This window comes from Micromonospora sp. CV4 (assembly GCF_003667455.1).
Lineage (GTDB): Bacteria > Actinomycetota > Actinomycetes > Mycobacteriales > Micromonosporaceae > Micromonospora.
In genome coordinates this window covers 1-13,576 of the sequence record NZ_RCVI01000380.1, presented here as the reverse complement: position 1 = coordinate 13,576, position 13,576 = coordinate 1, and the positions used below count along the sequence as shown (strand labels likewise).

Sequence of the window (13,576 nt, the reverse complement as noted above, 5' to 3'; positions counted from 1 at the left end):
AAACCGGGCTCGGCGCGCCCGTCCCCCCACCAGCCCGGCCGCGCCGAGCCCGGTCAGGGCGACGAGCACCAGCGGCGCTCCGGCCAGCAGCGGCGTACCGGCCGCCCGGCCGATCAGCAGCGGCACCAGGGCGCACCCGGCCGCACCGGCCAACGCGGCGGCGTGCCCGACCCCGGCCAGCACCCGGCCGGCCAACTGGGCGCGCCCTCCCCCGTTTCGGAGCCCGGCCAGCACGGCCAGGTCCAGCAGGGCCACCCCGAGCAGGACCAGCGCCCAGCCGGCCGGGCCCGGCCGCGCCTCCACGGCGAGCAGTGGCAGCACCGGCTGGGCGGCCAGTAGCGCGGCGAACCAGGGCCCGGTCAACCGGCTCCACCGGGCGTACGCCGCGGCGACCGCCGCGCTGGCCCCCCCGACCAGCGCGGCGTACCTGCTGCCCGGCCAGCCGGCCATCCCCGCCAGGTCCACCGACCAGGCCGCGTAGCCGTCCAGCACCACCAACAGCAGCCCCACCGCGGCGAACGTCTCCGCCGTGCCCCGCAGCCCCCGGCGGACCGCCAGCAGCGGCACGGCCAGGGCGAGCGCGGTGACCGCTGCCAGGATCAGCGCCCGTCCACCGACCCCCACCGCCGCCCAGGCCACCGCGGTGAAGACCACCGCCGCGGTGCCCAGCAGGAGTCCACCGAGGACGAAGAGCAGACCCTGGACCGTCCGGGTCGACGTCTCCGCCGCGCCCGGCGTCGGCGCGGCCGGCCCGTTGAGCACCCCCGAGCCGCTGGACGTCTCCAGCCGCGTCAACGAGACCGGATGTGCCGGAACGGACGCGGCCACCCCGGCGCGGACGATCGCGGCCAACTCGTCCCGCCGCCGGGAACTGGCCGCCAGCCGTCCGGCCAGCTCGGCGTACGTCCGGCGGGCCCGCTCCACCTCCGGGCCGAGCCGCGCGACCTCCCGGCCCAGCCGGACCACCTCGGCGGCGGTCGGGTCGGGCGGGCGCCGACAACCGGAGCAACCGGCGCTCAGGTCGGCCGGGGCGCCGCAGGCGGGGCAGGGGTAGCCGGTGTCGTCCACGCGGTCATTCTCGAAGCGCCACCGGGGCGCGGCCCAGAGTGCGCGTACTCAGGGGCGGGTGTGCTCGTGCACCCAGGTGGCGTAGCCGGGGTCGCCGCTCTCCACCCTGGACACCAGGATCTCCGGAACCTCGTACGGGTGGCTGGCCCGGATCTGGTCCACGAGCGCGGAGAGGCGGTCGGGTGCGGTTTTGAACTGCACCGACCACTCGGTGCTGGTCTCCACTCCGGACCGCCACCAGTAGGTGCTGTCCACCTGGCCACCGACCTGCGCGCAGGCGGCGAGCCGGCCGGCGACGGCTGCGGCCGCCAGCACGTCGGCGACCGAACGCGCATCCACCACCGTCGTCACCACGCAGATCTGATCCACGACCGCACCCTACGCGGCGCCGTCCCGATTGGCCGCGATCCAGGCGTCGATCTTCGCCCACCAGTCGTAGAGCCAGTCGATGCGTTCCTGCCGTCCGGTCGGTACGTCCTCCGGCGGCACCGACCAGAACCGCATCACGATCCGCTTGTCCATCGGCAGTTCCCGCCACACGTCGGCGACGGTGAGCATCCGGTCCAGTCCGGTGTGGGCGACGAAGATGACCCCGGCGTCCGGGGCGGCGTCCAACGCGGCGAGCATGCCGCCCGGCTGCGGGGCCAGCACGTGCCGCATCCGCTCCGCGCGCAACGCCATCCGCTCCAGCCCGAGGGAGCGCAGCCGGGCGATGGCGCGCAGCCGACGCTTCGGGGTGAAGTTGCCGCCCTCCGGGAAGATCACGAACGCGTCGTTGTCGTCCAGGCCGGTGGCCAGGTGCCCGACCTGGCGCACCGTCTCCTCGCCGCGCTCGGGAGTCGGCGCGATGAACCGGTTGGGCAGCCGGTTGAGCAGCACGTCGATCGCCGGGTCCCACTGGAGGCTGTCCTTGAGCACGATCCGGGGTTCCCGGTTGAACCAGTTGACCAGCCCATGGATCAGGATGAACGAGTCGCCCGGCCCGGCGTGCCGGCAGAGCACCAGCTCGGGCCGGCCGGGCAGCGCGGTGTCCGGGTCGGTGCCCACCACGTCGATGCGCAGCCGCAGCGCCCAACGGGCCTGCCAGAACAGCACCCGCAGGAACCAGCCGGCCAGCAGGTAGTGCGCGCGCTGGAAGGCCGGCGACCGGCTCCGCCAGCCGAAGCCGGAGACGACCCAGAGCACGAAGAGCGCGAGCAGCGCGACGGCGTCCCAGACCAGGTAGACGCAGCCGATCCAGAGCAGTCGCAGCGGACGCAGCCGGCCCGGAACCAGCGGGGAGGCGGCCGCCGCGAGCAGCGCCCAGACCGGCAGGGTGGTCACCACGGTGAGCGCGAGCAGCACCACGCCGGGGGCGAGCAGCGACCGGCGCAGCCACCTGGGCGGCAGCGGCATCACCGCACCACGTTGGTCGCGAGGTAACGCCGGGACGCGGTGTACGCGCGGCTGATCCGCCGCCCCACCGCCGCCATGTCGCGGTACGCCCACGGGGTGTCGTCGCGTGGATTCAGCCCACCGGTCGGCAGGACGTGCACCTCCACCCCCTCGGGCAGCGCGGCCATCTCCCGGAAGAACCGGTGCCGGCGGGAGATCTCGAACGCGACCTGCGCGATCTCCCACGGCCGGCGTGGCGGCGTCAGCTCCCGTTCGATCCGGCCCACCTGGAGGACGAAGATCTGCCTGGCGCCGACGGCCACCGCCTCGCCGATCGGGATGGAGTTGACGATGCCACCGTCCACGTAGTGCGCACCGTCGATCTCGGTGGGCGGGAGCAGGCCCGGCACCGAGGCCGACGCCAGCACGGCCGGCACCACCGGGCCGCTGTCGAACCAGTGCTCGGCGGCCCGCTCGATGTGCGCGGCGCAGCAGCGGAACGGCACCCGCAGGTCGGCGAAGGTGGTGTCGGCCCCCAGCTCGGATTCGAGCACGCGGCGCAGCGGCCGGGGCGAGTGCAGGTGGGTCCGGGCCGCGAAACGGCGCAGCTGTCGGGCGACCGAGTCGCCGTACACCTCGCTGGCCTCCGGCGAGGCCCAGAGCCGCACCAGCCGGTCGGTCACCGCCTCCGACGGGTCGGCCGCGACCAGCGCGCCGTTGACCGCGCCGATCGAGGTGCCGAGCACCATGTCGGGTTGGATGCCGGCGCGGAACAGGGCGCGCAACATGCCCACCTCGACGGCGCCGAGCACTCCCCCGCCCCCGAGTACGAACGCCACCGGTCCCCCCGCCATGCCACCCATCCTGGCACGGGCCCGCCGCGGACCGTTCGGCCACCGCCGCGCGCAGGTGGGCGCATCCCACCTGCCGCCGACCGGTGGCGGGCGGTGCCGGCCGTTGACAGCCAGGACACATTCGCGCAACCTGATACCGCTCCCACCCCGAGGCAGGTGCGATCCGTGAAGGCAGCACTGCATGCGGGCCGGTTGCTGGCCCGCAGGTACCGACTTCTCGACCAGATCGGCGCCGGCGGCATGTCGGTCATCTGGCGCGCCCGGGACGAAGTGCTGGACCGGGTCGTCGCGCTCAAGGTGCTCGCCCCGTCGCTGGCCGCCGACGCCCGGTTCCGGGACATGGTGCGCGAGGAGGCCCGGGCCGCCGCCCAGCTGGTGCACCCGCACGTGACCTCGGTGCACGACTACGGCGAGACCGTCGCCCCCGACGGCGCCATCACCTCCTTCGTGGTGATGGAGCTGCTCAGCGGTGAGGAGTTGAAGCTGCGGCTCACCGAGGGTCCGCTGCCGTGGGCCGAGGCGGTCCAGGTGGGCGCGCAGGTCGCGGACGCGCTGGCCGCCGCGCACCGGCTCGGCATCGTGCACCGGGACATCACCCCCGCGAACGTGATGATGACCGGGGTGGGCGTCAAGGTGCTCGACTTCGGCATCGCGACCCGGATCGGCGCTCCCGACGAGGACGAGGACGGCGGCACCTTCGGCACTCCGGCGTACGTGGCCCCGGAACGACTCGACGGCGCGCCCGCCCAGCCGGCGACCGACGTGTACTCGCTCGGCGTACTGCTGCACGAGGCCCTGACCGGCCGCGTCCCCTACCCGGCGGACACCTGGGAGCAGCTCAGCGACGCGCTGGCCAGCGGCCCGCCGCCGACGCTGGCCGGGCTGCCGGAGCTGCCCCCGGCGGTGGCCCGGATCTGCCTGCGCAGTCTGGCCCGGGATCCGGCCGACCGGCCGACCGCGCGGCAGGTCGCCACTGTGCTGCGTGACCATCTGCTGCCGACCGACACCGCCCCGGCGCCCACGCTGGCCCGGCCGCCGACAGTCCCCGGTCCGGCAACCGGCCACGAGAGGGCGGAGGGACCGGGCGACGAACCAGCCGTGCGGGAGCCGGAGGGTGCCGGGCCGGGCCGGGCCCGCCGACGGCCGGCGCTGCTGCTGATTCCCGCGGCCCTGGCGGTCGGCGTGGCGCTGACCGTCGTGGCCCTGCTGCCCGAAAACCGGGCGACACCGCGGACGCAGCCCACCGCCGGTCCGGTGCCGACCGCGTCGACCGGCCCGCCGGTCACCGGGCCGTCCCGCCCGGCCGCGACACCGTCGGCGCCGCCGAGCACCGGCTCTCCCGCCACCGGGCCGGGCACGCTGGTGGAGGCCGCCAACCGGGTCGACGGGCTGATCGGCGCCGGGTTGACCGCCGGGGAGATCCGCGCCGACGTCGGCCTCGACCTGCGAAACGAGCTACGCAACCTGACCGCCGCGGTCGGCTCGGGCCGAAACGAACTCGGGCCGCCGGTGGCCCGGCTGCGCGAGAAGGTCACGGTCCGGCTCGGCGAGGGCGGCATCAGCCCGGCGTACGCGGAGCGACTGGACGCCGCCATCGCCGAGCTGGGTGCTGCCCGGGTCTGATCCGGGCTCCGAGAACAGCGGGCAGGGCGGTCAGCGGACCGCCACCCGGACCGACTCGCGTACGTCGTGCCGGCCGGCGAGGAAGCGTCGGAAGATCTCCTCGTAGCCGTACGCCAACCGCTCGACCGAGAAGTTCTCCGCGACGTGCGCCACGCAGGCCGCCGGGTCGATCCCCTTCGCCGCCCGCAACGCCGCGGGCAGCTCCTCCGGCCGCTCGCAGACCAGCCCGGTCACCCCGGGCCGGACCAGCTCCGGCACGGCGCCGCGGTCGAATGCGACCACCGGAGTGCCGGTGGCCATCGCCTCCAACATCACCATGCCGAACGGCTCCTCCCACTGGATCGGCATGATCAGGCAGCGGGCGTCGACCAGCATCCGTAGGGTCTCCGCGCGGTCGGCGTTGAACACGACGGTCACGTCGTCGCCGACCAGCGGCGCGACGACCTGCTCGTAGTACCGGCGTTCGGCCGGCTCGTTGCACTTGCCGGCCAGCAGCAGCGGCAGCCCGGCCGCCCGACACGCCTGGATGGCGACGTCCGGGCCCTTGTCCGGGCTGAACCGGGCCAGCCACAGCACCGGCCCCGGGCCGGGCGCGGTCTTGCGCGGAAACCCGCGCAGGTCCAGCGCGTTGTGCACGGTGCCGGCCCAGGGCAGGACCGGGTTGAGCCGGCGCTGGGCGTGCGAGATGGCCACCAGGGCGACGTCCCGGTCGACCTCGCCGAGCACGTCGCCGTACTCCCCCACCGGGTTGCCGTGCACCGTCGCCACCGTCGGCACGGCCCGGCGACCGGCCACGAGTGGGCCGATCGTGGTGTGGTCGTGGATCACGTCGAAATCGCCCGCCGTGATCATCCGATTGACCCGGGCCAGGTGGGCCAGCTCGGGCAACGACTCGCCGAGGCGGGGGTACTGGACCTCGGGCACGGTGGAGACGAAGTCGCCGGCGGCGGTGCCGTGGTGTCGGCCGGCACCGAACAGAGTCACCTCGTGGCCGTGCCCGGACAGCGCGTCCACCAGCCCCGCGACCACCTGCTCCAGGCCGCCGTAGCCGGGCGGCGGCACGGACAGCCATGGCGGCACCACCATCGCGATGCGCAACGGCCGCTCCGAGGCACGGGCGGCGGGCGGGTGGTTCACGGCCACGAGTCCTCCCCGTTGGTCCCCGGTCCGGTGTCGCCGTTGGTCGGAATGGTCGGCGGCGGTTTCCCCGTCCCGTGGCCGGTAAACCGGACAAGGCGGACGATCACCCGCCGACCAGGAGCTGGTCGTGGACGACCCGCACCCCCGGCGCCGACCAGGCCACCCGCTCGACCTGGTCGCGTTCCCACCACGAGCGGACCACCCCGGCGAGGACCAGCGTGTCGCCGTCCACCTCGACCGTCACCCGATCGGCGCCGATCGTGCGCAGCAGCGCCCGCTGGACATCCCGTCGCAGCCGGTCGCCGGCCGGTGGCGCCGGCGGACGCACCTCGACCAGGTTGGTGATCCCCCGCAAGCCGTCCAACCGGCGTAGCTCGCCCTCGGCGGTACGGCGCTGCCACCCGAACTCGACCTCGCCGCGGAGCATCAGCCAGCCGTTGGCCACGGTCACGTCCAGCCGTTCGGCCGGCACGAAGCTGTCCCATTCCAGCGCCCGGCTGGCGGCGATGGCGATCTCGGCGTCGGTACGCCCCGGCGTGCCCGGCAGCCGCACCTCGATCTCGTCGGCCACCACCCGGACCCCGCGGACCCGCTGCGCGCAGCGGACCGCCGCCCAACCGCGGGCGGCCACGTCCACGAACCCGGTCAGGGTGACGACCCCCCGGTCGACGGTCACGCCGATCTCGTTCGGTTGCAGCCGCGCGTCCCAGGCCAGCTCGGCCAGGACGTCGCGCTGGATCCGCTCGTCGTCGCGGACATCCGTCGCCGTGCTCATGGCATCCACCCCCCGTACGTCGCGGTCTCGCCCGCCGAACGTGCCCGGCGTACGGGTGACGGCGGTTCACCCGATCCGGGTGAACCGCCGTCCGGGCGGAAAAGAGCGGCGGGTGACGGAGCCAACCCCCTTGGCCCCGCCACCCGCCGCCGGAGGGAGGAGGCAGGTTCAGATGATGGTCAGGACGTCTCGGCAAGCGTCACGGTCACCGACTTGTCGGCGCCGTCGCGCTTGAACTGCACCTCGACCCGGTCGCCGACCTTGCCGGCCTGCACCGCGCCGACCAGGTCGTCGGAGTCGTTGACGGCCTTGTCGCCGAACCGGGTGATCACGTCACCCCGCTGGAGGCCGGCCTTCTCGGCCGGGCTGCCCGGGGTGACCGACGCGACCAGGGCGCCGCCGCCGTCGGCCTGGTTGACGCCGACGCCGAGCGACGGGTGGCTGACCTTCTCGCCGCGCTGGAGCTTGCCCGCGACGTCCTTCGCCTTGTTGCTGGGGATCGCGAACCCGACGCCGATGTTGCCGGTGCTCTGCCCGGAGGTGGCGATGGCGGTGTTGACGCCGATCACCTCGCCACGGGTGTTGACCAGGGCGCCACCGGAGTTGCCGGGGTTGATCGGGGCATCGGTCTGGAGCAGGCCGGAGATCGAGCTGACCGCCTGGCCCTGCTGGTTCGGGTCCTGCGGTTGGCCCTGCTGGTTCGGGTCCTGCGGCTGGCCCTCGCCGGCCCGGATGGTGCGGTCCCGGGCGCTGAGGATGCCCGCGGTCACCGAGCCCTGCAGACCGAGCGGGCTGCCCAGGGCCAGCACCTGGTCGCCGACCTGCATGCCGTCGCTGTCGCCGAAGGTGGCCGGCTTGAGGTTGCTCACCCCGCTGGCCTTCACCACGGCCAGGTCGGTCTTCGGATCGGTGCCGACGATCTTCGCCTGTGCGTTCTTGCCGTCGGCGAAGACGACCTGCACCGTGTCGCCGGCGGCGGAGGCCACCACGTGGTTGTTGGTGAGCACGTAGCCGTCGGCGCTGAGCACCACGCCGGAGCCCTCGCCGCTGGTGGTGGCGATGGAGACGACGCTGTCCTGCACGGAGGCGGCGATCTTCGGCAGGTCGGCGCTGTTGAGCACCGGGGCGGCGGAGTAGGTGCGGGTGATGCCGCCGCCGTCGCCGTCGAGGGCGAGCGCGAGCGCGCCGCCGGCCACACCGGAGCCGAGCATGAGGGCGAACACCGCGACACCGGCGCCGGCGAACTTGGCGATCCGGCCGGGCCGGGGCCCGGTGCCGGGCGGGTTGGCCTGCGGGCCCCACGGCGGCACCGGCTGGCCCGGGTGCTGCTGGTGCTGGCCCAGGTGCTGCTGGTGCTGGCCCAGGTGCTGGGGGTGACCCGGGTGCTGCTGCTGGTACGCCACGCCCGGCTGGCCCCCGCCTGCCCAGCCGGACTGCTGCTGACCGGGGTACCAGGGGGCGCCGGGGTACCGGCCGGCGGTCGGCTGCGGGTAGCCGTGCTGGCCGGGCGCCGGGTGGCCGGAGACCGGGTACGGCGGCGCGGAGTGGGTGCCGGTGGGGGGCTCGTACCCGGTCGGCTGTGCGGCGGCCGGGGGCGCGCTGGCCTGCTGGCCCGCGTACCCCGTGGGCACGGTGGGCTCGGTGGGCACCGTCGGGTTGGCGGCGGTCGCCGCGTCGTCAGTGGTCGAGACGACGGGGACAGGAGTGGTCGGGGAGTCGGACTGCGCGCGCTCGTCGCGCGGCAGCTCGGCGGTGGGGTGCGACGGCTCGGCGTCGGTGGGGGCCGGCCGGCGCTGCGGGTCGGACTCGAACTCGGTCATGGAACTACCTTCTCCCCGGCCACTGCGACCAACCTGGAACCGTCCTGGAAGTTGCCTGAAAAGTCACTCGCCGACGCCGTCGTCCTGCGGCACCTGCGGCAGCCGGACCCGGAAGGTGGCGCCACCGCCCGGAGTCTCCACCACCTCGACCGTGCCGTGGTGGGCGGCGACCAACGCCGCCACGATGGCCAGGCCGAGGCCGGTGCCGGTGTTGCCGTCGGCACGCCGGGTCCGCGCCGCGTCGGCCCGGTAGAACCGCTCGAAGACCCGTTCCGCCTGCTCCGGGGAGAGCCCCGGGCCGGTGTCGGCCACCTCCACCACGGCGAGGTTTCCCGGCTCGGCGCGCAACCGCAGGCTGATCTCGGCCTCCGGTGGGGTGTGGGTCAGGGCGTTGGTGACCAGGTTGCCGATCACCTGACGCAGCCGCGCGTCGTCGGCGAAGACGACCAGGGGGCCCGAGCCGGGCTCGATCTTTAGCTCGATCCGCCGGTCCGGGGCCATCGCCCGGGCGGCCTGCACCGCGTCGGAGGCGAGCACTGGCAGTTCGACCGGGGCCAGCGAGAGCGGCCGTTCCCGGTCCAGGCGGGCGAGCAGCAGCAGGTCCTCCACCAGCAGCCCCATCCGGGCCGCCTCGTCCTCGATCCGGCGCAGGAGGCCGGCGGTCTGCTCCGGCGCCCGGGCCGCGCCCTGCCGGTACAGCTCGGCGAAGCCACGGATGGTGGTCAGCGGGGTCCGCAGCTCGTGCGAGGCGTCCGCGACGAACTGCCGCATCCGCTCCTCGGAGCGCCGGGCCCGCGCCTCGGACGCCTGCGCGGCGACCGCCGCGTCCCGGGCGGCGCTCTCGGCCGAGCGCGCGGCGGTCTCCGAGGCGGCTCGGGCAGTGAACGCCGCCTCGATCTGGGTGAGCATCGCGTTCAGGGCACGGGAGAGCCGGCCCAACTCGGAGGAGGGATGCTCCTGGCCCTCTTCCGGGTCGGGCACCCGGCGGGTCAGGTCACCGCCGGCGATGGCGGCGGCGGTGCGTTCGATCTCGACGAGGGGCTTGAGGCTGGTCCGCACGATCGCCGCGCCGACCGAGGCCAGCATGATCAGCACTGCCCCGCCCACCAGCAGGTCGATCCAGGCCAGTCGTTTGACGGCGAGGTCGACATCGGTCAGGTGCTGGCCGATCACGGCCATCTGGCCGTTCGGCAGCTCGATGTAGAGCATCCGCCAGCGCACCGAGCTGTCCCGGGCCCGAACGGTGAACGGAATTCCCTCGCGGGCCTCGTCCTGCGCCTGGAAACCGCTCGCGTCGCTCGGCCACGGAGGCAGATCGTCCACCCCGAAGCGGGACGAGTCGTACAGGGGCACCTGCACCTTGCCGGTCCGCACGTCGGTCAGCACGACCACGTAGTCGCTGGGCAGCGAGACGGTGTTCGTCGACGGCGTGATGGACTGGATTCCCTTGGCCGTGATGGACTGGATTCCCTTGGCAGAGCTACGCAGCTCCAGGTCGATCTGGTCGACCAGGTAGTTGTGCAGGAAGTACGCGGTCGAGACGCTGATCACCAGCAGCGCCACGGCGACCAATGCCAGCACCGAGGTGACCAGCTTGATCCGCAGCGGAACGCCGCGCACCCGTCCCTTCGCCTGCTGGACCGGGTTCACGCCGCCGGCTTGCGCAGCACGTACCCGACGCCGCGGAGGGTGTGGATGAGCCGGGGCTGGCTGGTGTCGACCTTGCGCCGCAGGTACGAGATGTAGGACTCGACGATGTTGTCGTCGCCGCGGAAGTCGTAGTTCCAGACGTGGTCGAGGATCTGCGCCTTGGACAGCACCCGGTTGGCGTTGAGCATCAGGTAGCGCAGCAGCTTGAACTCGGTCGGCGACAGTTGCACCCGTTGCCCGGCCCGGTGCACCTCGTGGGTCTCCTCGTCCAGCTCCAGGTCGGCGAAGGTGAGCCGGGAGGGGGCCTGCTCGCCGGTGGTGGTGCGGCGCAGCACGGCGCGGATCCGGGCGGTCAGCTCCTCCAGGCTGAACGGCTTGGTGACGTAGTCGTCGCCGCCCAGGGTCAACCCACGGATCTTGTCGTCGGTGGCGTCCCGGGCGGTCAGGAACACCACCGGGGTACGCGTACCGCCCTCGCGGAGCATCCGGATGACCTCGAAGCCGTCGAGGTCCGGCAGCATCACGTCGAGCACGACCAGGTCGGGCCGGTGGTCCTTGGCGGCGTTCAGGGCCGCGCTGCCGCTGGTCGCGGTGGCCACGTCGAAGCCCGCGAAGCGCAGGCTCGCGGACAGCAGTTCGAGGATGTTCGGGTCGTCCTCGACGACGAGCAGTCGCGCCTCGGTCTGGGTAGCGGGCATGTGCCCATCATCGGTGACCTCACTGCACCGGCGCTGGACGCTTCCTGCAAAAATCCTGTGAGTCGCCCGCCGCCGTCGCGCGTGCCGGCGGCGTCGGTCAGCGCAGCAGTCGGCGCAGCCCGTCCAGCGCGCCGTCGAGCAGCCGGATCGCGGTACGCAGCTGGGTGTCGCTGAACTGCCGGGCCCGCGCCAGCCGGCCCACCTCGGCGGTGAACGCGGCCAGCCGCTGGTCGAGCTCGTCGAGCAGTCCCGCGCGAGGCCCGTTCGCGGCCGCCGGACCGCGCGGCGGGGCCGGAGGCTCCCATCGGGTACGGCGGGTCTGCCGGGCGGCCGCGCTCAGCTCCCGCTTGAGGTCCCGCACCGAGCCGCTCACCTCGCTGCGGATCTCGCCGGCCAGGGTGGAGAGGTCCGCCACCGAGGCGGCGATGTCCGCCTCCAGGGTGCTCAGCTCGCCGGCCCGTTGGCGCAGCTCGTCGCGGCCGGCGTCGGTGATGCCGTACGTCTTGCGGCCTCCGGCGGCGGTGTGGCTGACCAGCCCCTCGGCCTCCAGCCGTTGCAGGCGGGGGTAGATGGTGCCGGCGCTGGGCGCGTAGAGGCCGAGGAACCGGTCCTCCAGCAGGCGGATCAGCTCGTAGCCGTGCTTCGGACCGTCGTCGAGGAGTTTGAGCAGGTAGAGCCGGAGCCGGCCGTGGCTGAACACGGCGGTCACGGCAGCTCCTCCTGGTCGTCGTCCACCGGCCGGGCGAGTAGCGCGATGCTCCCCGAGGTCGCGGAGGCCCAGAGCTTACCCTCGCCGGCGCCGAGCACCCCCTCGCTGTTGGCCAGCGGGAACGCCGAGGTGCGCACCTGGGGAAACCCGCTGGTGATCCGGCCCGAGGCGGTGTGCAGCCGTACGTCGAGGTCGCTGTCCTCCCGGATCCGGACGGTGATGCCGCCCGAGATGGTGGTGAGCCGGATCTCGCTGCGGCGGGGGTTGTCCAGGTCGCAGGTGATGGCTCCCGAGACGGTCTGCGCCCGCACCCGGTCGGCGGCGCTGTCGGCGAGGATCACCTCACCGGAGACCGTCTCCAGGCTGAGGTCGCCGCCCACGCCGAGCGCCTCCACCGGCCCCGAGGTGATCTTCGCGAAGGTGCTGCCACGCAGCCCCATCAGGGTGATCTGGCCGGCGGTCACGTCGACCGTGGTCTGCCGGCGCAGCCCGGAGGCCACCAGCGAACCGGCGACCAGACCCAGGTCTGCGACGACGTCGGCGGGCACCGCCACGGAGACGTCCACCCGCGGGTACCGCGTGATCGATCGCATCCACCGCAGGGCGTCCGCCCAGCCCCGGCCGCGTTCCTGGCGGACGGTGAGCCGGCCGTCGGAGTGGGTGACCAGGACGGGTCGGCGGCCGACCCGGGTGACGTCGACCCGGGCCGGGCCGTCGGTGGCGACCACGTTGAGCCGCCCGCTCACCAGTCGGACGTCCAACCGGGTGACCGGGCCGTCCACGGTGAGCCGCTGCGGGCTGTCGACCGTCCATCCGGTCATGGCGTCCTCCCCTCGACGACGCGTCGACGCGCGTCCGATGGAAGGAACAGTAACGCGATACATCGCGACAGCACAAGACTGTCGCGAGTAGGGCCGAGGTGCTCCGATGAGCGCGATACCTCTGAGTCATATTTATGCCTCAGAGGTATCGCGGGGACCAGAGCAGGTATGGCCGACCGAGCGACGGCTCCCGTCAGGCCGCCAGGTCCAGCTCCCCGCCGGCGGCCGGCGGCAGCGCGGAAGCTGCCGGGGTCATGGTGGGCACCGGACGCAGCCGGGCCCGCGCCGCGGCACCCGCCGGGGGCGGCAGGTGTACGGCCGACTCGGCGGCCCGGGCCAGCAACCGCCGGTCGGCGTCGCGGGCCGGATGCAGTGCGGCACCGACCGTCACGGTCACCACCAGCCCCCGCGCCGCGACCACCCGGGCGACCGAGCGAAGCAGGGTGTCCGCACCGAGGAAGGCGCCGGCCGTGGTGGCCGTTCCGGTGGCCTCGCACCGGTGCGCCAGCCGCAGCGGCACCACCGGGCTACCGGTGTCGATGGCCGCCTGGAACGTCGCGGGCCGGAACCCGCCGCCGGGGCGGCAGTCGGCCGCGCGGTCCCCGGCGCACCAGGTCGTACCCTCCGGAAAGACCGCGACCGACCGGCCGGCGCGCAGCGCGTCGGCGACCCGGCGCACGGTGGCCGGCAGCGCCCGTGGCCGGGACCGGTCCACGAAGACCGTGCCCGCCGCCGCGGCCAGCAGACCCACCACCGGCCAGGAGCGGATCTCCCGCTTCGCCACCATCCGGGTCGGCGCTACCGCCAGCACCGCGAGGATGTCGAGCCACGACACGTGGTTGGCGACCAGCAGCGCGCGCCGCCGGGGCGGTCGGCCCCGGATCACCAGCCGGACGCCGAAGGCGCGCGCGGTGCCCCGGGCCCAGCCGCGGACCGCCGCCTGCCGCTCCGGCCCCGGCAGAACGGGCAGCAGCACCACCAGGCCCACGCCGGCCAGCAGCATGCCGGCCGCGGCGACCAACCGGAGCACCCGGCGGGCCACCC

Annotated in this window: 12 protein-coding genes and 1 pseudogene; 1 reads left to right on the top strand and 12 read right to left on the bottom strand. The window is 74.2% G+C overall.

The genetic code is table 11. The features are described 5' to 3' along the window. From EAD98_RS26630 to EAD98_RS26615, 4 genes and pseudogenes are all read right to left on the bottom strand, one after another. Positions 1–1,068: pseudogene (locus tag EAD98_RS26630) on the bottom strand (hypothetical protein); the annotation flags it as partial. A gap of 48 nt (positions 1,069–1,116) precedes the next feature. Then, a complete protein-coding gene (cutA, locus tag EAD98_RS26625) occupies positions 1,117–1,437 on the bottom strand; it encodes a divalent-cation tolerance protein CutA (protein WP_089019179.1) in 321 nt (106 codons plus the stop codon). A gap of 9 nt (positions 1,438–1,446) precedes the next feature. Further along, positions 1,447–2,463 (bottom strand): 1-acyl-sn-glycerol-3-phosphate acyltransferase, encoded by a 1,017-nt coding sequence (locus EAD98_RS26620; protein ID WP_121656716.1) that lies wholly within the window; start codon positions 2,461–2,463, stop codon positions 1,447–1,449. Next, the gene (locus EAD98_RS26615) at positions 2,463–3,296 is read right to left on the bottom strand and encodes a patatin-like phospholipase family protein (protein WP_121656715.1); all 834 of its coding nucleotides are present in this window, start codon (positions 3,294–3,296) and stop codon (positions 2,463–2,465) included. The genes EAD98_RS26620 and EAD98_RS26615 overlap by 1 nt, the downstream gene beginning before the upstream one ends. A 165-nt stretch (positions 3,297–3,461) precedes the next feature. On the opposite strand from EAD98_RS26615, the gene EAD98_RS26610 reads away from it, so the two are divergent. Continuing rightward, positions 3,462–4,919: a serine/threonine-protein kinase gene (locus EAD98_RS26610; RefSeq protein ID WP_121656714.1), complete on the top strand. Its 1,458-nt coding sequence runs from the start codon at positions 3,462–3,464 to the stop codon at positions 4,917–4,919. A gap of 30 nt (positions 4,920–4,949) precedes the next feature. Here EAD98_RS26610 and EAD98_RS26605 read toward each other — a convergent pair whose 3' ends face one another. From EAD98_RS26605 to EAD98_RS26570, 8 genes are all read right to left on the bottom strand, one after another. Further along, entirely contained in the window at positions 4,950–6,005 is a 1,056-nt protein-coding gene (locus tag EAD98_RS26605; RefSeq protein WP_233583984.1) for a glycosyltransferase family 4 protein, read from the bottom strand. 157 nt (positions 6,006–6,162) lie between these two features. Next, positions 6,163–6,834, bottom strand: a complete 672-nt coding sequence (locus EAD98_RS26600; protein WP_121656712.1) for a BON domain-containing protein — start codon at positions 6,832–6,834, stop codon at positions 6,163–6,165. 179 nt (positions 6,835–7,013) lie between these two features. After that, the gene (locus EAD98_RS26595) at positions 7,014–8,654 is read right to left on the bottom strand and encodes a trypsin-like peptidase domain-containing protein (protein ID WP_121656711.1); all 1,641 of its coding nucleotides are present in this window, start codon (positions 8,652–8,654) and stop codon (positions 7,014–7,016) included. A gap of 63 nt (positions 8,655–8,717) precedes the next feature. Beyond that, on the bottom strand, positions 8,718–10,304 hold the full coding sequence (locus EAD98_RS26590) for a cell wall metabolism sensor histidine kinase WalK (RefSeq protein ID WP_121656710.1): 1,587 nt from the start codon (positions 10,302–10,304) through the stop codon (positions 8,718–8,720). Next, entirely contained in the window at positions 10,301–11,002 is a 702-nt protein-coding gene (locus EAD98_RS26585; RefSeq protein WP_074314148.1) for a response regulator transcription factor, read from the bottom strand. Before EAD98_RS26585 ends, EAD98_RS26590 begins: the two co-directional genes overlap by 4 nt. Before the next feature lie 97 nt (positions 11,003–11,099). Further along, the gene (locus tag EAD98_RS26580; protein WP_121656709.1) at positions 11,100–11,711 is read right to left on the bottom strand and encodes a PadR family transcriptional regulator; all 612 of its coding nucleotides are present in this window, start codon (positions 11,709–11,711) and stop codon (positions 11,100–11,102) included. Then, a complete protein-coding gene (locus EAD98_RS26575; RefSeq protein ID WP_121656708.1) occupies positions 11,708–12,532 on the bottom strand; it encodes a DUF4097 family beta strand repeat-containing protein in 825 nt (274 codons plus the stop codon). The genes EAD98_RS26580 and EAD98_RS26575 overlap by 4 nt, the downstream gene beginning before the upstream one ends. A gap of 193 nt (positions 12,533–12,725) precedes the next feature. After that, the coding region (locus EAD98_RS26570; RefSeq protein ID WP_147457493.1) for a 1-acyl-sn-glycerol-3-phosphate acyltransferase at positions 12,726–13,576 on the bottom strand (851 nt) is incomplete at its 5' end.